At 45.5% G+C, this 22,514-nt stretch carries 15 protein-coding genes; all 15 read left to right on the top strand.

All coding sequences use genetic code 11. From position 1 onward, the window contains the following. The first annotated feature begins 5 nt into the window (after positions 1 to 5). The 15 genes from D7Y06_RS09800 to D7Y06_RS09735 all read left to right on the top strand — a co-directional run bounded on the left by D7Y06_RS09800 (position 6) and on the right by D7Y06_RS09735 (position 22,492). A complete protein-coding gene (locus D7Y06_RS09800) occupies positions 6 to 1,436 on the top strand; it encodes a sensor histidine kinase (protein ID WP_120407627.1) in 1,431 nt (476 codons plus the stop codon). 29 nt (positions 1,437 to 1,465) lie between these two features. Next, positions 1,466 to 2,452, top strand: a complete 987-nt coding sequence (locus tag D7Y06_RS09795; RefSeq protein ID WP_120407626.1) for a GerMN domain-containing protein — start codon at positions 1,466 to 1,468, stop codon at positions 2,450 to 2,452. Continuing rightward, positions 2,445 to 4,748, top strand: coding sequence for a DNA internalization-related competence protein ComEC/Rec2 (locus tag D7Y06_RS09790; protein WP_158591339.1), 2,304 nt, complete (start codon positions 2,445 to 2,447; stop codon positions 4,746 to 4,748). The genes D7Y06_RS09795 and D7Y06_RS09790 overlap by 8 nt, the downstream gene beginning before the upstream one ends. 54 nt (positions 4,749 to 4,802) lie before the next feature. Then, positions 4,803 to 5,441, top strand: coding sequence for an endonuclease III domain-containing protein (locus D7Y06_RS09785; RefSeq protein WP_120407624.1), 639 nt, complete (start codon positions 4,803 to 4,805; stop codon positions 5,439 to 5,441). Between the two features lie 118 nt (positions 5,442 to 5,559). After that, a complete protein-coding gene (locus tag D7Y06_RS09780; RefSeq protein WP_120407623.1) occupies positions 5,560 to 7,485 on the top strand; it encodes a [Fe-Fe] hydrogenase large subunit C-terminal domain-containing protein in 1,926 nt (641 codons plus the stop codon). Positions 7,486 to 7,507: 22 nt separating this feature from the next. Continuing rightward, on the top strand, positions 7,508 to 8,185 hold the full coding sequence (locus tag D7Y06_RS09775) for a TIGR00266 family protein (protein WP_120407622.1): 678 nt from the start codon (positions 7,508 to 7,510) through the stop codon (positions 8,183 to 8,185). Positions 8,186 to 8,191: 6 nt separating this feature from the next. Next, complete coding sequence (locus D7Y06_RS27645) at positions 8,192 to 8,314, top strand: hypothetical protein (protein WP_256387218.1); 123 nt, start codon at positions 8,192 to 8,194, stop codon at positions 8,312 to 8,314. Positions 8,315 to 8,324: 10 nt separating this feature from the next. After that, positions 8,325 to 10,082 (top strand): GGDEF domain-containing phosphodiesterase, encoded by a 1,758-nt coding sequence (locus D7Y06_RS09770; RefSeq protein ID WP_158591338.1) that lies wholly within the window; start codon positions 8,325 to 8,327, stop codon positions 10,080 to 10,082. A 2-nt stretch (positions 10,083 to 10,084) separates the two neighbouring features. Beyond that, the gene (addB, locus tag D7Y06_RS09765) at positions 10,085 to 13,531 is read left to right on the top strand and encodes a helicase-exonuclease AddAB subunit AddB (RefSeq protein ID WP_120407620.1); all 3,447 of its coding nucleotides are present in this window, start codon (positions 10,085 to 10,087) and stop codon (positions 13,529 to 13,531) included. Further along, on the top strand, positions 13,515 to 17,111 hold the full coding sequence (gene addA / locus D7Y06_RS09760; RefSeq protein WP_120407619.1) for a helicase-exonuclease AddAB subunit AddA: 3,597 nt from the start codon (positions 13,515 to 13,517) through the stop codon (positions 17,109 to 17,111). The genes addB and addA overlap by 17 nt, the downstream gene beginning before the upstream one ends. Positions 17,112 to 17,182: 71 nt before the next feature. Continuing rightward, entirely contained in the window at positions 17,183 to 17,446 is a 264-nt protein-coding gene (locus D7Y06_RS09755; protein ID WP_120407618.1) for a glyoxalase, read from the top strand. An 11-nt stretch (positions 17,447 to 17,457) separates the two neighbouring features. Next, positions 17,458 to 18,858, top strand: coding sequence for an NAD(P)/FAD-dependent oxidoreductase (locus D7Y06_RS09750; RefSeq protein WP_120407617.1), 1,401 nt, complete (start codon positions 17,458 to 17,460; stop codon positions 18,856 to 18,858). Positions 18,859 to 18,890: 32 nt separating this feature from the next. Then, positions 18,891 to 19,892, top strand: coding sequence for a peptidylprolyl isomerase (locus tag D7Y06_RS09745; RefSeq protein ID WP_120407616.1), 1,002 nt, complete (start codon positions 18,891 to 18,893; stop codon positions 19,890 to 19,892). A 21-nt stretch (positions 19,893 to 19,913) separates the two neighbouring features. Beyond that, on the top strand, positions 19,914 to 21,050 hold the full coding sequence (locus tag D7Y06_RS09740) for a glycosyl hydrolase family 18 protein (protein WP_120407615.1): 1,137 nt from the start codon (positions 19,914 to 19,916) through the stop codon (positions 21,048 to 21,050). 14 nt (positions 21,051 to 21,064) lie between these two features. After that, on the top strand, positions 21,065 to 22,492 hold the full coding sequence (locus tag D7Y06_RS09735; RefSeq protein ID WP_120407614.1) for a polysaccharide deacetylase: 1,428 nt from the start codon (positions 21,065 to 21,067) through the stop codon (positions 22,490 to 22,492). The last annotated feature ends 22 nt before the right edge of the window (positions 22,493 to 22,514 follow it).

Raw genomic sequence — 22,514 nt, 5'->3', positions numbered from 1 at the left:
AACAAATGTCAAAAAAGAAAAACTTTCCAGGAATTTTTAAGAGCATGAAACTGTGGCTCATTCTGATTTTTCTGCTTATCGGAACCATACCGGCGACGATACTTCGGGGAGGGATACTAAGGTCTTACGAGACGAAAGCGGTATCCAACCGAAGTATTGATATTTTAAGCCAGGCTAGAATCTTAGGGAATCAAATTATATTTAACAATTATCTGGAAGATACATCATCTGAAATTATCAATTCCCAGTTGGAGCAATTATCAAATATTTATGACGGACGTGTCATGATAATTGATGGCAATTTCCGTATTGTAAAAGACACTTACGGGGTGGACGAGGGGAAAACCATTGTCTCGGAGGAGGTTATCAGAAGCTTTTCCGGAGAGGAAATTTCCAAGCATGACTCGGATAACGGGTATATAGAGATGACAATTCCCCTCACGGACACGGAGAGCAAGGAAAGCCTGGGGGTGTTTCTTGTAAGCGTGTCTACAGACAGTATTAAGCTGAACCTTGAATATTTAAAAGACGGGGCCTTGGTGATTGAGATTTCCATGCTTTTGGTGGTTTTGGCCCTGTCTGTCATGCTGTCTATGAGATTGGTACGGCCCCTGTCTGATATGTCAAGGCAGATTTCTGAGATACAAAACGGGTTTGCCACTGAATTAAAAGAGGAAACCTACCTGGAGACGGAGGATATTTCCCACCGTTTTAACCAGCTCTTTGAAAGAATGAAAGTTATTGATGAATCCAGGGAAGAATTTGTCTCAAATGTGTCCCACGAGTTAAAGACTCCTCTTACCTCCATGAAAGTTTTGGCAGATTCCCTAAACGGGCAGGAAAATGTGCCCCTGGAACTTTATCGGGAATTTATGGGGGATATCGGAAATGAGATTGACAGGGAGACAAAAATTATTAATGATTTGTTATCCCTGGTAAAAATGGACCGTTCCGCTGCGGATTTGAATATTTCCAGCGTCAATATCAATGAGCAGTTAGAGTTGATTTTAAAAAGGCTTCGTCCCATTGCCGAGAAGCAGAACATAGAGCTGGTGCTGGAGAGTTTCCGTCCGGTGAGTGCGGAGGTGGATGAGGTAAAACTTACCCTGGCCATTACCAATCTGGTGGAAAACGCTATTAAATACAACCGTCCCGACGGCTGGGTGCATGTGTCCTTAAATGCGGACCACCAGTACTTTTACATTAAAGTGGAAGATGGGGGAATCGGCATACCAGAGGAGAGCCTGGAACATATTTACGAGCGTTTTTACCGGGTGGACAAATCCCATTCCAGGGAAATCGGAGGTACTGGCCTTGGTCTTGCCATTACCAGAAATGCTATTTTAATGCACAGGGGAGCGATTAAGGTGTTCAGCACAGAGGGAGAGGGAACAATTTTTAATGTGCGGATTCCTTTGAATTATATTGCTTCCTAGATTTTTTATTTATGATCAGGAGGAGATAGATGGAGAAAGTCAGCAGATGGCTCCTTATGGCCTTGCTTTTCTCTCTTGCGGCGGGATGTGGAGAACCCGGGGAGGAACAGGATCATTTGGATTATCAGATGTATTATCTCAATAAAGATATAACGAAAATTGAAAGTTTGCCCTATGAGATGGAATCCGGGGAGGATGACACCAAGGGGATGATTGATGAGCTAATCGGAAAAATGCAGGAAGATTCCGGGGATGTGGATTTTAAAAAGGTGATTCCCCAGGATGTGAGAGTGGACAGTTATATTTTGGAGGGGACGTTATTAACCTTGTATTTTAATGAAACTTACCGCACCATGAACCAGGTGCAGGAGACATTGTCCCGGGCGGCGATTGTGCGCACCTTAACCCAGGTGGAGGGGGTGGAATGTTTAAGTTTTTATGTGGGGGAGGACCCTCTCACAGACGGAAGCGGTAATCTGGTGGGTGTTATGACCAATGATAGTTTTATAGAAAATCCTGGAGAACAGATTAACTCTATCCAGACATCCACCATTGTTTTATATTTTGCCAACAAAAAGGGGAACGGTCTTGTGCAGGAGACCCAGGAAGTGCACCACAGCAGCAATATTTCCCTGGAAAAACTGGTGATAGAGCATCTCTTAGAGGGACCGAAAAGTAAAAATGCCCAGTCGGCAATCCCCGAGGGCACAAAGCTGGTGGGGGTGTCTGTGTTAGACGGGGTATGCTATGTGAATTTAGACGATGCTTTCCGGAACCAGAATTACAGCATAGAGGAACCTGTGGTGATATATTCCATTGTAGATTCTTTGTCGGAAATTTCCACCATAAATAAAGTACAGATTTCCGTAAACGGAAATACCAAGGGAGTGTACCGTGACAGCTTTGCCCTGGATGAACTCTATGAGAGAAACCTGGATTACGTGGAGGAGGTAAATAACTCTGAAATGAAAGTGAATGATGTGAAGGGAGAGGGGGAGGAGGATACCAGTGAATAAACGGAAATTGGCCTCTCTTGCAGCTTCCTTTCTCCTGGGAATCTGCGGGGTACTCTGGAATTTTCCTCTGTTTCTTCTTATTTTCCTTTTATATTTTTTGTGGCAGTGCTCCGTCTTAGCCGCCGGGAAAATCAGGGGAAAAAGGCTGGGATTGTATGGAGCGGTTCTTTTAGCGGCCTTTGTTTTGGGAGGGGCCAGGGCGGCCTGCCGGGAAGATGAGAGCAGGTGCGCCCAGTCTTTTTTCATCCAGGGTGAAGATGTGTCACTTTTGGGAAGGCTTAGCAGGAAAGAAGAAAAAGGGGAACAATTCTATTATTATCTAAAAGACAATTATCTAAAATCCAAAAGCGGGACCTATACCTGTCCTCAAATCTTAGTTATTCTTTCAGCCGATGAATCTTCCATCGGAGAAACCTTAGTTATCAAAGGAAAAATAAAAACATTCCACAAGCCGGAAAATGAGGGAGGCTTTCACGAGCTGGCCTACTACCAGAGCCTTAATATCGAGGGGGCAGTGGAGGAGGCAAAGGTGGAAAAGAGCTATGGAGGGCCGGATAAATTTCGGGAATATCTCTATCAGATCCGGGAAATGTTCCGAGAGAGTTATGAAAACTGTATGGGTAATTCACATGGGAAAGTTATGGCGGCCATGACTCTGGGGGAGAAAAGCGGCATGGACAGAGAGCTAAAAGAGTTGTTTCAAAAGTCGGGGGTCAGCCATTTTTACAGTATTTCCGGGATTCACCTGTCTATTTTGGGAATGACGGTTTACCGCCTGCTCCGAAAAAAATGTACCGGGTACACGGCGGCAGCCCTTTCCGGAATTTTTATTTCCTGTTATGGGATTTTTACAGGATTTGGAATTTCCCAGACCAGGGCAATTGGCATGTTTTTCATTCTCCTCTGGGGAAAATGCAGGGGAAAAAGTTATGATATGCTTACCGCCCTTTCCCTTATGGCCCTGATTTTGGCCTGGGAAAACCCGAAAATTTTTTACCACACAGGTTTTCTCTTATCCTTTGGGGCTGTGGCAGGGGTTCTTTTGGCAGGGGAGATAAAAAAGTCCTGTTTTCACAGGGAATTGTCCGGATTAAAAGACACATGCCTTGTAAGTGCATGTATCCAGATCGTGACAATTCCCATCTTATGCAATACCTTTTATGAAATCTCCCCCTATGCCCTCCTTGTGAATCTTGTGATACTGCCCTGTATGGAAGCCCTGCTGGGGCTTGGAATGGCAGGGATGCTTGCAGGATGTTTTTCAGCGGCTGTGGGAAAAATCCTTTTATTTCCCTGTACGGTGATTTTACTGCTCTTTGAGACGGTCTGCCGCGTGAGCTTAAAACTTCCCTGGGCAGTCTTTATTACCGGAAAGCTGTCTGAATTTTCGGTATTAGTATGGTATGGAGGCATTCTTCTCCTTTTGCTCTCCCGGAAAAACCATAAATATGTCGCAGCGAAGGCAGGGGCCTGCTTTATTGTCTTTTTTACGGTTCTAACAGGCCCGTTCCGCCTGGAGGGGGAGTGGGATGTTTTAGATGTGGGGCAGGGGGAGGCTGTCTGTTTTATGGAGAAGGACGGAACGAATATGTTTTTAGACGGGGGCAGCATCAGTGTGGGACATGTGGGGAATTACCGGATTTTGCCTTTTTTAAAGTATCACGGAATCCGGAAGGTAGACTATTGGTTTTTAAGCCATCTGGATAAAGACCACACAAGCGGCATGACAGAAGTGGCCCAGAGCGGATTTCCCATTAAATATCTGGTTTTGGCGAAGGGGATTGTGAGGGATGAGGCATGGGAGGAGTTAAACAGGTTTGCCGGGGAATGGAATATAAAAATTTTGTATATGGGGCAGGGGGAAACCCTTACCGGGGAGGATAAGAGCTGGAAAGTCACCTGTCTCTATCCGGAGGATAAGAATCAGGAGACGGACAGGAATCATGCATCCATGGTGCTATTTTATGACAGCGGCGGTTTTTTGGGACTTTTTACAGGGGACTTATCTCTTAAGCAGGAGGAAAAACTGGCGGAGAGCTGCAAATTTCCCAGGATTGATGTGTTAAAGGCATCCCACCACGGCTCGAAGTACGGCACCTGCGAAAAATTATTGTCTGCGGTAACGCCAAAAGCCGCTGTGATTTCCTGCGGGAAAAATAACCGGTACGGCCATCCCGGTGAGGAGACTTTAAGGCGTCTTTTAAAAAGGGGAACAGCGGTGTACGATACCCGTTTTACCGGGCAGGTAAAAATGCGAAGGGGGGAGATTACCACAGGAAATTCAGTTAGTGATTGAGAATACCGGGAAATTTTGATACAATGAAGAAAAATAAGAAGAGGATGAGATACCATGACAAAAAAACAACGGGCGTTAGAGGTAATTGAAAGGCTGAAAGCCCAGTATCCTATTGCAGGGTGTTCCCTGGATTACAATGAGGCATGGAAACTCCTGGTCAGTGTGCGTCTCGCAGCCCAGTGTACCGATGCAAGAGTAAATATTGTAGTGGAAAAACTCTATGAAAAGTTTCCCGACGTGGAGGCGCTGGCTAAGGCCCCTGTGGAGGAGATAGAAGAGATTGTCCGCCCCTGCGGCCTGGGAAAAAGCAAGGCCAGGGATATCAGTGCCTGTATGAAAATATTAAAAGAAGAGTACGGGGGAGAAGTGCCGGATGATTTTGACAAGCTTTTAAAACTGCCGGGGGTGGGAAGAAAGAGCGCCAATCTTATTATGGGGGACGTGTTTCATAAACCAGCCATTGTGACGGATACCCACTGTATTAGAATCTGCAACAGAATCGGACTGGTGGAGGGGACGAAAGACCCCAAAAAGGTGGAGATGGCCCTTTGGAAAATCATACCCGGAGAGGAGGGCAGCGACTTCTGCCACCGCCTGGTGTACCACGGCAGGGAAGTGTGCACGGCCAGGACAAAACCTCACTGTGACAGGTGCTGCCTTATGGATATCTGCAGGCAGGCGGGAATTTCATAAGAAATGCTTAAGACACAGTAAGAAATAACTGGTACTTTTGTTTAAAATGTGGTAATATGGAAAAAGAGATTAAAGTAGCAGAAGCGGTCAAGGGTTATGACATCTAGGAGGTTTCTCAATGGAATTAGTTTTTACCAATGAGTCGTGCACAGGATGCAATAAATGTGTAAGGGCATGCCCGGTTTTGGTGTCCAATGTAGTGGAAGACGATGGTTTTGTTTATGTAAATCAGGATAATTGTATTGCCTGCGGGGCATGTTTTGACGCCTGTTCCCACAATGCCAGGGATTACAGGGATGACACAGCGGAGTTTTTCGGGAATTTGTCCAAGGGGAAAAAGATATCCGTTATCATTGCACCTGCCTTTTTGGCCAATTATCCCAGAGAGTATAAAAAGGTGCTGGGGTATTTAAAGCAAAAGGGCGTAAACCATATTTACAGTGTGTCTTTCGGGGCGGATATTACGACCTGGGGATATTTAAAATATATAACGGAACATAACTTTGTGGGTGGAATCTCCCAGCCCTGTCCCGCTGTGGTCCGGTATGTGGAACAGTATATTCCCAAGCTGATTCCCAGGCTGATGCCTGTTCACAGCCCTATGATGTGTATGGCTATATACATAAAAAAATATCTGAAAGTCACAGATGATTTGGCGTTTATCAGCCCCTGCATTGCAAAAAAGATGGAGATAACAGATGATAACTGCAAGGGATATGTGAAATATAATGTGACATTTGCCAAACTTATGCAGGCTGTGGGGAAAGATTATGAGAGATGCCAGGAGTACACAGATGAACTGGAGTATGGCCTTGGCTCCCTTTATCCCATGCCAGGGGGGTTAAAAGAAAATGTGGAACATTTTCTGGGAAAAGGACAGGTTGTCCGACAGGTGGAGGGAGAGCGGGAAGCTTACCGCTATCTGGAGGAATATCTTGAAAGGGTAAATAAAGGTAAAGAGCTGCCCTTTATGGTGGATATCTTAAACTGCAGCAAGGGCTGTATTTACGGTACGGCCACGGAGCCGGAGCGCAATACCGACGATGTGATGCTTACTTTGAGTAAAATGCGGCAGCTAGACCAGAATCCTGGGAAAAACAAATCCCTGCATCTGGGGAAAAAGGGAAAAAACTCTAATCCCTGGACGGAAGAGATTTCCCATAAACAGCGTTTTGACAATCTTATGCTTGCATTTAAAGAGCTTGACATCAATGATTTCATCCGGAATTATTCTGCCAAAGCCGTGGAGATTAAAGAGCCCACGGAGCAGCAATATGATGAAATCTTTAAAAAGATGCATAAATATGATGAGGAAAGCCGTAATATTAACTGTGAGTGCTGCGGTTTCACCTCATGCCGGGATATGGCAAAGGCCATATTCAATAATGTAGGAAAGAGAAAGAGCTGCGTATACTATTTAAAGGATGTGGCCGAGAGGGAAAAAAGCAAGATACAGGAGCTAAGGAAGAAGGAGCAGGAAGACCAGCAAATCCATCAGGAGCGCCTTCAGGACATTATCAGCCAGTTTGCCACACTACGGGAGAATGTGACAGAGTTAAGCGTGGCCAATGAGGATTCCGCCAACGAGGCCACAAACCTGGCCCAGTATGTTCAGGATATATCCAATTTCTGTTATGAGTTAAATGAGTCTTTGGAGACGATATCCAATTTTATTGATATTTATAAGACTACCAATGAAAATATAACGGCCATTGCGGGGAAGACAAATCTTTTGTCTCTCAATGCCTCCATTGAGGCGGCAAGGGCGGGAGAGCAGGGCCGGGGCTTTGCGGTGGTTGCAGAGGCAATCCGCAATCTTTCCGCCTCCACAAAAGACCTTGTGGTGGAGAGCGACAAGAAAGCGGAAGATATTATCCCCAAAATCAATAACAGCGTGGGCTCTGTAAAGCGGCTGATTGAAAGTATCAATGAGATGACGGAAAAAATTGCAACCATTGCAGCAAATACGGAACAGATTTCCTCCCAGACTTCCTGTGTACAGAGTATGACAGAGGATTTGAAGGATGCGGTGGGAGAGATATAATAAATTGTAAAGGAGAAAGAGAATGAGATATTCAATTGAAGGGGAACCCATGCCGGTGGTAATTTGTGAACTGGAAGCCGGAGAGAAGATGATTACAGAAAAAGGAGCCATGTCCTGGATGTCTCCCAATATGAAAATGGAGACCGTAGGGGGCGGCGTAGGAAAAATGTTCGGCAGGATTTTAAGCGGTGAGAGTTTATTTCTCAACAATTATACTGCTGAGAGAGGCCCGGGGATGATTGCTTTTGCATCCAGTTTCACAGGGGCAATCCGGGCTTTTGAGATTTCCCCGGGGAAAAACATGATTTGTCAGAAATCAGCATTTTTGGCATCTACAGCGGGAGTGGAGCTATCCACCTTCTTCCAGAAAAAAATTGGAAGCGGATTCTTTGGGGGAGAGGGATTTATTATGCAGAAGCTTTCCGGGCAGGGAGTAGCTTTTGTGGAGTTTGATGGGTATATCAAAGAGTATGAGCTTGCAGCAGGTCAGGCTATGATTATAGACACCGGTTATCTGGCTGCCATGGAGGAGACATGTTCCATTGACATTCAGTCTGTTCCCGGCCTGAAAAATATGGTCTTTGGCGGAGAAGGGGTGTTTAATACAAGAATTACCGGGCCAGGTAAAATTTACTTACAATCTATGCCGATTTCTCAGATGGCAGGGGCATTGCTGCCATATATTCCATCCGGGAGTTAATAACTTATGACAAAAACCTTGCGGTACGATAGACTGGATGATTGCGTATGCGATGGTTCAGAGGATGGTATCGCAGGGTATTTTTATTACAAAAATCAGAATCACATTATCAGTGGGGAAAATAATTGAGGGTATTCAAATGAGGAGAAAAACAGGAACGGAAGCTTTAGAGACAATGCAGGTCTGCTTTTCAGAAAATGCGGATTTGTGCAAATGGAAAGCAAAAGAAACGGTGATTGGAAATGCCATCCGTGAAGTGCCCGGGGGAATTATCGTATATGGGGCAGAGAAGGGGAATATTGAGATTTTTTATTACAGCCAGGAAGTTTTGGAATTGTTTGGGATTTTGCAGAGGGATATTTCCGGGGGAAAGGTTTTTTTGCTGAAGGATTTGGTGTCGAGAAAAGATTTAAAGAAGCTGAAACACTCCCTAGACGAAAGAGATACAAGGAAAGACGGCATGTCCTGCGAATTTCGGATTATAAACAGAAAGACAGGATACCGCTGGGTGTGTTTCCGGGAAAGGGCCATAACCGAGGACGGACATCCGGAGATGTTTATTGCTATTATGCTGGATATTACCAGGGAGAAGGAAAAAGAGATTTCCGCCAAACAGCTGGCCCTGCAGTCTAAGTATATTTATGAGCATGACTCCTTAACGGGATTGTACCGAAAGGAGGCTTTTGAGAAACAGGCTTGGGAATTGATTCATAAGAATCCGGATACAGACTATGTGTTCGTCCGCTGGGATGCGGAACACTTTAAGCTGGTAAACGAGCTCTCCGGTTATGAGGTGGGAAACCAGCTTTTAATCCGGGCGGCGGAGCTGATTACTGATTTTCTGGGAACCGAAGGGGTGGCTGCAAGGCTTGATTCCGACCATTTTATACTCTGTTTTCCTCTTAAAATGCTGGATATCCAGAAATCCTTCCGGAAAATCCGGGGGATATTGTCAAGTATGAATTTTGATTATAACATCCGTATCTATGCAGGTATCTATGTGGTTGTAGACCGGGAGGAGCCGGTGGATTTCATGTGCGATAAGGCCGCTTTGGCCCTCTCCAGCATTAAGGGCAGATATATGGAGACCCATGCATATTACGACCACGAGATGATGCAGAATATGTTAAAGGAACAGGAAGTAAAAAATGATATGTGGGACGCCTTAAAAAATGACCAGTTTAAGGTTTATGTCCAGCCCAAATATGATGTGATTTCCGGGAAAATCGTGGGGGGAGAGGCTTTGGTGCGGTGGAAACATCCGGAAAAAGGCTTTGTAAACCCTGTGGATTTTATACCCTTTTTTGAGCGCAGCGGATTCATCAGCAATATGGACCAATATATCTGGGAGCATGTAGCCCTGTATCTGCAAAATTGCATGGAGAGAGGAAACCGGGTTCTGCCAATTTCCGTAAATGTTTCCAGAATCGATTTTTACAGGGATAATCTGTATGTACATTTTGTGAAACTTTTGGATTCCCATAAACTCTCTTCCAAGTATATGGAGCTTGAGGTTACGGAAAGCGCTTACTCCACCGATGAAGAGATTTTATACCATACCCTGGAACAGCTTCAAAGAGCAGGATTTTCCATTCTAATTGACGATTTTGGCAGCGGATATTCCTCTTTTGGCATGATGAAAAAAGCCCCGGTGGATGTGCTGAAACTTGACATGGAATTTTTGCGGGGCATTGATAAAAACGGCAGGGGGAAAACCATTGTAAAGCATATGGTGGAGATGGCAAAAGAACTGGTGATTCCCGTGATTGCCGAGGGGGTGGAGACACAGGAACATGTGGAGCTCTTGAGGGAAATCGGCTGTGATTATGCCCAGGGATACTTCTATTCCAAACCGGTTCCCTTAGAGGAGTATGACAGAATGGTACAAGGGGAATAAATATGGCTTTGCAGTTTATACTTGGGGGTTCCGGCAGCGGAAAAACCTATGATATTCAAAAGAAAATAACGGGAGAGGCGGACAAATATCCCCATAAAAATTACTTTTTTGTGGTGCCGGAGCAGTTTACCATGCAGACCCAGCGGGAACTGGTTTTGATGCAGAAGGCTAACTGTGTGATGAATATCGACATTGTTAGTTTTGCCCGCCTGGCTTACCGGGTATTTGACGAGCTTGGGAATTTTCCTTATCAGGTACTGGAGGAGACAGGAAAAAACCTGATTTTAAGGCGGGTGGCCCAGGCAAACCAGGAAAAACTTTCGGTTTTACAGAAAAATATTACAAAGATGGGCTATATCAGTGAGATAAAATCCCTGATTTCAGAACTGGCACAGTATAATGTGACGCCGGAGGACCTTGAGAAAGTGTGCGGGGAGCTTCCGGCAGGAAGTTTTTCCATGAAATTAAAAGATGTGCTGGTAATGTATCAGGGATTTTTAGATTTCCTTCAGGATAAGTTTGTCACCCAGGAGGAAATCTTAGAATTATTGATAGATGTGGCGGACTCCTCAAAATTGTTAAGGGACTGTACCCTTGTGTTCGACGGGTTTACGGGATTTACCCCTATCCAAAAAAAACTGTTCCGAAAGCTTTTGGGGCTGGCAGGGGAAATTTATGTCACGGTAACCATAGATGAGAGGGAGAGTTTTTACCGGTGCACCGGAAGCCATGAGCTTTTTGCCATGAGCAAAAAAATGATTTTATCTCTGACAAAAATGGCAGGGGAATGCCATGTGGAGGTTTTAAAACCCCTGGTAATCCCCTTTGGGAAAAACAGCCGTTTTAAACAGGGGAGCGCCCTGTTTTTCTTACAGCAGAACTTGTTTCGGGGAGGGGGCGGGTCTTTTTGCCTTTTGGAAGAGGAAATAAGAATTACAAGCTGCAAAAATCCAAGGGAAGAGCTGAAATATATTGCAGGGGAAATCCGCCGGCTAATTTCGGCAGAACATTACCGCTACAATGAGATTGCCATTGTCTGCGGGGATTTGCCCACATACAGCGCCTACGCCAGGGAACTGTTCGGGGATTATGATATCCCTTTATTTATTGACCAGAAAACAAAGATCGTGTTCCATCCCTTTATCGAATTTTTCCAGTCTGTGTTAGAGACAGTGAGCACAGATTTTTCCTGTGACAGTATTTTCCGGTATCTGCGCAGCGGCTTATCCCGGATTCCAAGGGAGGAAGTGGACTTTTTGGAAAATTACGTTCTTGCGGCAGGCATCCGGGGGTATAAAAAATGGCAGGAGATTTTTTCCTATGTACCGGTGGGATTTACCGGGGAGGATGTGGTTCTTATCAATGAAATCCGGGAAAAAGTGGCGGGACAGTTTGGGGAGATTTACCCTGTTTTACGGGAAAGGGGAAAAACCGTAAGGGAGTTTAGCCAGGCAGTATATACTTTTATCGCTGAAAGGGATATTCAAAAGCAGTTAAAGGAGAAAGAGGAATTTTATGAGCAGGCGGGGGATTTAAAAAACGCCAAGGAGTATGCCCAGATTTATCGGATTGTTATGGACCTAATGGATAAAATGGTGGAGCTTTTGGGGGATGAAACCATTTCCTTAGAAGAGTATGGAAAAATTATGGACGCAGGATTTGAGGCGGCAAAGGTGGGGATTATCCCACCGGGATATGACAGGGTGGTGTTTGGGGATATTGAGAGAACCAGGCTTGACAATATCAAAATATTATTTTTTGCAGGGGTAAATGACGGGGTCATACCCAAATCCCAGGGAGGGGACGGCATTTTATCCCAGTGGGAGCGGGAACTTTTGGAGGAACATGATATGGAACTTGCCCCAACAGCCAGGGAACAGACCTTTATCCAGAAATTTTACCTGTACTTAAATTTGACAAAACCTTCAGAGAAACTGTACCTTTCCTATGCCAGGGTGAACGGGGAAGGAAAGGCGATGCGCAGTTCCTACTTGATTCACACCATAACAAAAATGTTTGAAAACCTGTCCGTAGATGTGGTGGAAGAACCTCCCTTAGAGGAGCGGATTGTCACGGAAAAAAACAGTTTTTCCCTGGTGGCGGAAGGGCTTTTTTTGGGGGAGAGATGGGCTTTAGAGAAAAGAGAAAAGGAGCAGGCTCTCTGGGGGGCGCTGTGCCGCTATTTTGAGAGGGATGAGGGTTTAAAAAGGGAGATAGAGAAACTTTTTTTGGCGGCAAACCTTAAGGGGGAGGAGTCAAACATTGGGGCGGCAGTGACGAAGGCTCTCTATGGAACCACACTTAACAACAGCGTCACCCGGTTAGAAAAATTTGCCGCCTGTGCCTTTGCCCATTTTCTCTCCTACGGCCTTAATTTAAAGGAGCGGGAATTAAGCGGTTTTGCGGCGGTGGATATGGGAAATGTGTTTCATCAAGTACTGGAACTTTATGCCAAAAGTATGGAAAAGGAAGGGTTTAGCTGGTTTGAAATCTCCCAGGAGGACAGTGAGCATTTACTGGGCCTTGCCATGGAGGAGGCCCTATTAAAAAATAAAAATCTAGCCCTTTATGACAATGCCAGAAACGCTTACGGGAAAAAAAGGATGGAGCGGATTTTAAAGCGGACGGTTTGGGCCCTTACGGAACAAATCAGGCGGGGAAGTTTTGTGCCGGAAAGCTTTGAGGTGTCCTTTGATTTCCCGGAAGAGTTAAGCGCGGTTCGTTTTCAGTTAAGCCAAGAGGAAAAGATGCACTTAAAGGGTAGGATTGACAGAATCGATACCTTAAATGCCGGGGATAAGCTGTATGTGAAAGTCATTGACTATAAATCCGGAAATACCACCTTCCAGTTTTTAAATATTTACCACGGACTGCAGTTACAGCTTGTGGTTTACATGAATGCGGCCTTGGAGATGATGGAAAAGCGCCATCCCGAAAAGGAGGTGGTACCTGCAGGGGTGTTTTATTACCATGTGAAAGACCCTGTGGTGGAAACGGAAGGGGAACTTTCGGAGGAGGAACTGCAGAAAAAAATTTTCGGGGAACTGAAATTAAACGGGGTGTTAAGTGATGACGAAACAGTTATGGGGGAGCTTGACAGAGAACTTGCGCCGGGTAAAAATTCTGACGTAATCCCTGCAGGAATCAATAAGGACGGAAGTGTGAAAAAGACTTCAAAAACTATTTCCAGGGAAGATTTTTCCGCCCTTTCCTCCTATGTAAACGAGACCATATTTCACCTTGGACAAAGGATGATGCAGGGACTTGTCACTGCAAATCCCTATTCCCTGGGGGATAAAAAGGGATGCGATTACTGTGAATTTAAAAACATCTGTCATTTTGACAACAAAATTCCGGGCTTTGCCTACCGGCAGTTAGAGGAACTTTCTAAGGATGAGATTTTAGAGAAAATGAGGGAGGGGGGACAGAACCGTGGAGTGGACGGATGACCAAAAAAAAGTAATTACCTTAAGGGACAGGAATATATTGGTTTCCGCTGCGGCAGGCTCCGGGAAGACGGCGGTTTTGGTGGAGCGGATTATCGGAAGGATTTTGGACAAAAACCACCCGGTGGACATTGACCGGATGCTGGTTGTGACTTTTACCAATGCGGCGGCGGCGGAAATGCGGGAGAGGATACGGGAGGCCATTGAAAAGGAGCTGGTAAAAGACCCCTCCAATGAAAATCTTTTAAAACAGTCCTCCCTGGTGCACCATGCAAAGATTACCACTATCCACAGTTTCTGTCTGTACTTAATCCGCAATTATTTCCATCACATTGATTTGGAGCCGGATTTCCGTATGGGGGAGGAAGGGGAGTTAAATCTTCTTCGGGAGGATGTGCTTTCAGAACTTTTAATTGAAAAATATGAGGAGGGGGGGGAGGCTTTTTTCCATTTTGTGGAAACCTTTGCCACAGGGAAAAATGACGACGCATTAAAGGATCTGGTTTTAAAGCTGTATCATTTTGCCAACAGCCATCCCTGGCCGAAAGAATGGCTTTCGGGGCTTATAACTCCATATGAAATTTCCGGGGAAGAGGCGTTAAAAAAGGCTCCTTGGATGGAAAAAACCATGGAATATTTAGGTTTTCTCTTTGAGGGCCTTTTGAAAATTGCCGAGGAAAATGTGCAGCTTACCAAGGAAAATGACGGCCCGGAGTATGCAAAAACCGTGGCGGAACATGACAGGGATTTGGTGGAGAGTTTGATTTCCTGTGACAGTTATGGGAAACTTGGAAAATACCTTTCCGCCCTTTCTTTTGACCGTATGCCCTCCAAAAGAGGGTATCAGGGCAGTGAGGAAAAACTGGAACTTTTAAAGGAAAACAGGGAGGAAATCAAAGACTGCATCAAGAAAATAAAGGCTCAGTTTTTCTTTGCCGATGCAGAAGTTTCCCTTAAGCGCATTGGGGATATGAGGCCCGCAATGGAAGAGCTGGCAAGCCTTACGGAACTTTTTATGGATAAATATGCTGCAAAAAAGCGGGAAAAAAATATGCTGGATTTTGATGATTTGGAGCATTTCGCCTTAAAAATACTGATAGAGGAAGAGAGCAGGGAACTGACGGAGGCGGCAAAAGAATGCCAGAATCTTTTTGAGGAAGTGATGGTGGATGAGTACCAGGACAGCAACCTGATTCAGGAGGAGATTCTTGGGGCAGTGTCTAAGGAGAGCGCAGGGGAGTACAACCGTTTTATGGTGGGGGATGTAAAGCAGAGCATTTACAGGTTCCGCCTGGCAAGGCCGGAAATTTTTATGGAAAAATATGACAGGTATGAAAAGGAGGATTCCCAAAATCAGAAAATTGAACTTCACCAGAATTTTAGAAGCAGAAAAGAAGTTTTAGACTGTACCAACGAAATTTTTTATCGGATTATGGGGAAAGACTTAGGGAACGTGGCCTACGATGAGGATGCAGCCCTAAAGCCCGGGGCGGATTACCCTGATACGGAAGGGGGAAAGCCGGAACTTTTGTTGGCGGATGAGGAGGAAGAACTGTTAAAAGAGGCGGGAATCCGGGATTTCATCTGGCTTGAGGCGGAAGTTGTGGCTGCAAAGATACGGAAATTAATGGAAAACCAGCAGATATGGGATAAGGATGCAAAGGAATTCCGGCGCCTTAAATATTCAGATATCGTAATTCTTTTAAGGAGTTTTGGAACCTATGGGGAAACATTTTTAGAGGTGCTCTCCCAGAGGGGAATACCGGCCCACGCCTCCTCAAAAACAGGGTATTTTCAGACCCAGGAAATTCTTACGATTTTAAATTTCCTCCGGGTACTGGATAATCCCTGCCAGGATATCCCTTTAGCGGCGGTGCTGCGCTCTTTTTTTGGAGGTTTTTCGGATGAAGAATTGGCAGTGTTAAAGTCAGGGGGGGGCGGAAGGGCTTTTCACCTTTGCTTCCTGTACCCGGATAAAGATTCCCTGCCGGAAGAACTGTTTGTAAAAGTGCAGGAAATGCAAAAGAAGATAACTTATTTCCGGGACTTAGTCACGGAACTGCCTGTGCATGAACTCCTGTACCGGGTTTTAAGGGAGACAGGGTATCTCTGTTATGCTATGTCCATGCCCGCTGGCATCCAGAGGAAAGCCAATATTGAGATGCTTTTAGAGAAGGCTGCGGCCTATGAGAGTACCAGTTACAAGGGCCTGTTTCACTTCATACGCTATATAGACAGACTGCAGAAGTATGAGGTGGATTACGGGGAGGCAGAAATTGTCAGTGAAAATGCCGATGCAGTGCGGATTATGACCATCCATAAGAGCAAGGGCCTGGAATTTCCCGTGGTGTTTGTAAGCGGCACCGGAAAAAAGTTTAACCGCCAGGATGCCAGAAGCACTCTGGTGGTACACCCGGAATTGGGGGCGGCAGTAGATTATATCAATCCCTTTACCAGGGTAAAGGGGGGGTCCCTTTATAAAAAAGCAGTGGCAAAACAACTGGATTTGGAAAACCTGGGGGAGGAGCTTCGGGTTTTATATGTGGCTCTTACCAGGGCAGAGGAAAAGCTGATTATCACAGGAATCCGAAAAGACGCAAAAAAAGAGATAGAGAAAATAAAGTTAAAACAGGAGATAAAACTAAATGAAAAGGAACCCCTGTCTTTTTTGGAGCGGGCGGGGGCGGATTGCTATTTGGACTGGATTCTCCCTGTTCTGTCGGGGCAGGTGAAATATCCCATGGAGGTATGGGGCACCCAGCAGCTTGTAATGGATGAGATAGAAAAACAGGTACATAAGACCCAGGGGATGGAAGAACTTTTTTGCCACAGGGAGGCACCGGAGGAGTGGGCGGATAAAATTGTAGAGGAAAAGCTTTCTTACCGCTATCCCTATGAGAAAGAAACCAGCCGGAAGGGAAAATATTCCGTGTCGGAATTAAAACACCGGGCCATAGAAGCCATGGCAGGTGAGGAGCCGGATTTTGCCGAACCCCTATTCCCGGAGGCGGAAATTGTGCCATACATTCCGGTTTTTATGAGCGGGGAAAAGGAGGTCAACCAGGGAGCCCTAAGAGGCAGCGCCATGCACCGGGCGGTGGAATGCCTTCCCATAGAAATTCTCTCAAAAAATCCCAATCTCAGGGAAGTGTTAAATGAGGAGATTGAAAAAATACTACTGGACGGGCATCTCTCTAAGGAAATGGGGGAATTATTGCGCAGGGAAAAACTGGTAAAGTTTTATGAGTCCGATTTGGCGGAGCGTATGAAACAGGCGGCCCTATTGGGGCAGCTTTACAAAGAGCGGCCTTTTGTTATGGGAAAACCGGCGGATGAAGTAGAGCACGACAAAAGCGATACCATAATTTTGGTTCAGGGGATTATTGATGCCTTTTTTGAGGAGGAGGGGGAAATTGTCCTTCTGGATTATAAGACGGATGTAGTGGATACCAGGGAAGAACTGGCGGAGCGTTACCGGATGCAGCTTAATCTGTATGAGGAGGCCCTTTTTAAAAAACTAAAGAAAAAGGTGAAGGAGAAATTAATCTATTCTTTTTACTTTGACGAAGTGATTGTGTGTTAGGTGATGATTGCTTTTGGAAAAGTTTTGTGCTATCTTTTATATAGAAATGAAGAACAGGGGATAAAATAAATATGTTTCAATACGATGAGATATGTATTCATACATTTTTGGAGAAACAGCTTCAGCTCTTCCGGGAAAAAGTTGCAGACACACCGGAGGAGGCGGATGAATTTCTGTCAGACTGCATGGCATATGTCTGTGACAGTATGAAAGAGGTACGGGAATATTTTGAGGAGCAGGGAACAGATATTTCCGGGATGGATGATGAGGAGTTAGAGGAAGCTGCGGAAGTCTTTGAACTTCCTCAGGGCAGGTTTTTAATTGTGGAAAGTTAAGGTGTGTTTTATTGAAAAAATATGATGTGATAATTATAGGAGCCGGCCCCTCCGGAATTTTTTGTGCCTATGAACTCATTGGTAAAGAAAAGGGACTGAATATTTTAATTGTGGAGAAGGGCAGGAAAATTGAGGAGAGGGTGTGTCCTAAGAGGAAGACGAAAGTGTGTTTGTCCTGTAAGCCATGTTCCATTACCACGGGGTTTGCCGGCGCAGGGGCTTTTTCCGACGGTAAGCTCTCCCTGTCCCCGGACGTGGGGGGCAATCTCCCGGAAATTTTAGGGTATGACCAGGCGGAAGCTTTTATCCGGGAATCCGATGAAATTTATCTGAAATTCGGAGCGGATAAAAATGTATATGGCCTGGATAAGAAGAAGGAGATTCGGGAAATCAGAAAAAAAGCGATTCAGGCCAATTTGAAATTAATTGAGTGTCCCATCCGCCATCTGGGAACAGAGGAGGGGTATAAGATATACGCCAGACTGCAGCAGCATCTCTTAGAGAGCGGAGTGGATATGGAATTTCACACTATGGTAAAGGATATTATCATAGAAGACGGAGAGGCAAAAGGGATTCTCACAGATAAAGAAGAGAAAATTTACGGGGATGAAATCGTTGCCGCTGTAGGCCGGGAAGGGGCGGACTGGTTTTGCGGGATATGTAAAAATCATGGGATTGATACGAAAGTGGGAACCGTGGACATCGGCGTCAGGGTGGAAGTGAGAGATGAGATTATGGAGTTTTTAAATGAAAATCTCTATGAGGCAAAGTTGGTATATCACACCCCTACCTTTGACGACAAAGTGCGGACATTCTGTACAAACCCCTCTGGGGAAGTTGCAGCGGAATACTATGACGGGGGATTGGCGGTGGTAAACGGCCATGCATACAAATCAAAGGAATTAAAGACAAATAATACAAATTTTGCCGTTTTGGTGTCCAAGAATTTTACCAAGCCATTTAAGACACCGATTCAGTACGGCAAACAGATTGCCCAGCTCTCCAACATGCTTTGTGACGGTAAGATTATGGTACAGACTTTCGGGGATTTCCGCAGAGGGAGAAGGACTACCGAGGAGAGGCTCTGCAGAAACAATCTCATTCCCACTTTAAAGGATGCTGTGCCGGGGGATTTGTCTTTGGTGTTTCCCCACCGCATTATGGTAGATATTGAGGAGATGATTTTAGCCCTGGATAAAGTGACGCCGGGGATTGCCAGCGACGAGACGCTGCTCTATGGAGTGGAAGTGAAATTTTATTCCAATAAAGTAGTAGTAAACAGAGATTTTGAGACAAGCACAAAAGGGCTGCGGGCCATTGGGGACGGGGCCAGTGTTACAAGAGGGCTGCAGCAGGCTTCCGCCAACGGAATTTCAGTGGCAAGGAGCATTTTGGCGGCCAGGAAAAAATAACAGAAAAGACAGGGTGTAAAAACGGAGAACACATGAGAAGAAGGAAAGGAATATGGCTGGCGGGTGCCCTTTTGGCAGCCCAGCTTTTGTCAGGCTGCAGTATTGGCGGCAAGGAAGTGATTCTGACAAGCGGCATGGGAAGCAGAGATGTGTTTCGCATTGACGGGGTAACCTTTAGCCTTACGGAAGCAAAAGTATATCTTGCTAATTTTCAGAATATATATGGAAAAACCTACGGCATCGATTTGTGGGAACAGAAATTTCAAAATGGGAAATTAAAACAGTATGTAAAAGATGTGGCTTTATCAGAGATGACCCGAATCGTCTGCATGGACCTTCTGGCCAAGGAGCAGGAAATTTCCCTGACAGAGGAGGAGATGGAGGATGTGAAGCGGGCAGCTAAGACTTATTATGATTCCTTAAGCCAGGCGGAAAAAACTTATACCGGGGCAGGTCTTGCGGACCTGGAGGGGATGTATGAAGATTATGCCCTTGCAAACAAAGTGTACCATGTGCTCACAGAGGGGGTAAACGCGGAGGTTAGCGATGACGAAGCCCGTATTATGGAGGCAATGCAGATTTATTTAAAAGATGAGAATAAGGCGGGAGAGGTAAAAGAGAAGCTTTCTGACGGGGAGGATTTCGCCGCAGTTGCCAGCAATTATAACCAGAAAACCGCCATTGAAATTTCTTTTGGGCGGAGGGAAATGCCCCCGGAGGTGGAAGAGGTTGCCTTTGAATTAGACGACGGGGAGGTTTCAGACTGCATCCCCACGGAGGAAGGCTATTATTATATTAAATGTATCAATAAGTTTAACGAAGAGCTTACAGACGCCAACAAATCCAATATTGTGGAGGCAAGGGAAAAGGCGGCTTTTGACGATGTGTATGAGGCATTTATTTCCGGCCTCTCCTCCAATTTAAATGAGAAAGTGTGGAGGGAGGCAGACCTTATTACTGACGGGAGTATAACCACAGACAGTTATTTTGAAACCATTAACAATGTCCTAGACAAGGCGGCTTACATATACTGATAAAAAACGGAAATTTAGTATATGGAAATTTATGTGGTAAAACCAGGGGATACGGTGGATTTGATTGGGGAGATGTACCAGGCACAGCCCCAGTCCATTATCTATGCGAATCAGATGACGCCCCCCTACCCCTTGGCAGTGGGGCAGGCCCTTTTGATTCCCGGGGGTGAAGAGCCCTATGAAAAAATTCCTGTAAGGATCAATGGCTATGCCTATCCCTATATCAATTCCTGGGTGTTGGAGCAGACCCTGCCTTATCTCACAGAATTATCTGTGTTTTCCTATGGATTCACTCCGGAAGGGGAACTGATTCCCCCGGTTCTTTCCGTGGATTTTATGATAGAGGCAGCTTACCGCCACGGAACATTGCCCATCCTTACCCTGACGCCGTTTGGGGCGGACGGACAGTTTAACAATTATTTAATCCACTCCGTGGTGCAGTCCCCGGAGGCGGTGGACAATTTAATTTTAAATTTAAAAAGCGTGGCGGAGGAAAAAGGCTATGCCGGGGTGGACGTGGATTTTGAATATATTCTGGCGGAGGACAGGGACGCCTTTACAGATTTTGTGGCTAAAATAGCCCAGGGCCTCCATGAGATTGGCAGACAGGTTTCGGTGGCTTTGGCGCCAAAGCAGTCTGCCGGACAGAAAGGCCTTTTGTATGAGGGAAAAGACTACGGGGGTCTTGGGGCGGCGGCGGATTATGTGCTTTTAATGACCTATGAGTGGGGTTATACCTACGGCCCCCCAATGGCGGTGGCTCCGATTTTTCAGGTGCGGAAAGTTTTGGATTATGCGGTGACGGAGATTCCTACAGATAAAATCAGGCTTGGGATACCCAATTACGGATATGACTGGAAACTTCCCTTTGAGCGGGGAGTGACAAAAGCGAGAACTATAGGGAACGTGGAAGCGGTGCAGATTGCCATAGAAAAGAATGCGGAAATATTTTTTGATGAGCGTGCCATGTCCCCGTATTTCCACTATTGGGAAAACGGGGAGGAGCACGAGGTTTGGTTTGAGGATGTTCGGAGTATGCAGGCAAAATTTGAACTGATAAAGGAATATGGTTTAAATGGGGCGGGTTACTGGCAGATTATGCGTCTCTTCCGGGCAAATTGGTTACTTTTAGACTGGCAGTTTGATATTATAAAATAGAAGAGTGAATACAGATGAAAATAGATAAAAAAAATAGAAAGAGAAAAAAGCTGACAGCACTGGCTGTGGGCGTAATTTTGGTATATATTTTGCTAATTTGCCCAGGGATTCGTTTTAGGAGGCAGAAAAGCAGTGTAATAGAGGTGTCAAAGGATGCAGCGGAGAGGAATACAGAAGAAAAGCCTGAGGATAAAAAAGAGGAAACATTGACCCACAAATTCCAGGATGTGATAAATCAGGCGGAGCGTCTCTTTCTCTCTTACGATTATGACGGTGCCCTGGATTTAATACAGGGGATAGAAGGCTTTGAGGATGACAGGGAATTAAAAGGGAAGGCGGATTTCTACCAGAAGGAAAAGGAATCCTGTGAACCGGTAAACATACAGGAAGTTACCCATGTCTTTTACCACAGCCTGGTGGTGGACCCGGAGAGGGCGTTTGCCAATCAGGAAAGAGACCCCCAGGCAGTGGGAAATAACCAATGGATGACTACCATAAGTGAATTTAAAAAAATATTACAGGAAATGTATGACAGAGGGTATGTGATTGTAGGCATCCACGACATGGTTAGGGAAAGGGAGGATGAAGAGGGGAATATCCTCTTTGAGCCGGGGGAAATTATGCTTCCCAAGGGTAAGAAAGCCTACGTCTTGTCACAGGATGATTTAAGTTATTATCACTGTTACGATAATTACGGGTATGCTGCAAAAATGATTTTGGATGAGGAAGGCAGACCAACCTGTGAGTACATAACGCCGGAAGGGGAGAGGGTTACGGGAGATTATGACCTGGTTCCCATTTTGGATAAGTTTATTGAGAAGCATCCCGACGCATCTTACCGGGGAGCGAAAGGCATCATAGCCCTCACCGGATACAACGGGATTTTGGGCTACCGCACAGATAACAGTTATCTGAATATAAACGGGAATTTAAACGATGATAAGAGACAGTGGCTTATAGACAATCCTGATTTTGATATTGAAAAAGAGCGGGAGCAGGCAAAAAAAGTTGCAGATGCCCTGAAGGAAGAAGGATGGGAGTTTGCCAGCCACACCTGGGGACATATTAAAATCGGAGATGTGACCTTAAGCCGTCTCATAAGAGATACCCAGAAATGGCGTGAAAATGTGGAGCCACTGGTTGGGGGTACAGATGTGATTGTCTTTGCCCACGGGCAGGATTTGGGAGACTGGGGAAATTACAACGAGTATGATGAAAAGTACCAGTTCCTTAAGGGTGAGGGATATCATATATTCTGCAATGTGGATCAGGGACAGTACCGGGTGCATTTTGGCAGGGATTATCTGCGCCAGGGCAGGAGGGATTTGGACGGATACCGGATTTACCGCAATGCCGCTGGGAAAGAGGACAGCGTATCAGATTTGTTTGATGCGAAAGAGGTGATAGATTCCCTGCGCCCTCCGGTGCCGCCCCTTCGGTAAAATAATGGGGACAGTGAAATTG

It is taken from the genome of Roseburia sp. 1XD42-69, from assembly GCF_003612565.1.
In the GTDB taxonomy this organism is placed as follows: domain Bacteria; phylum Bacillota; class Clostridia; order Lachnospirales; family Lachnospiraceae; genus Roseburia_B.
This window is presented reverse-complemented; position numbering and strand designations above follow the sequence as displayed.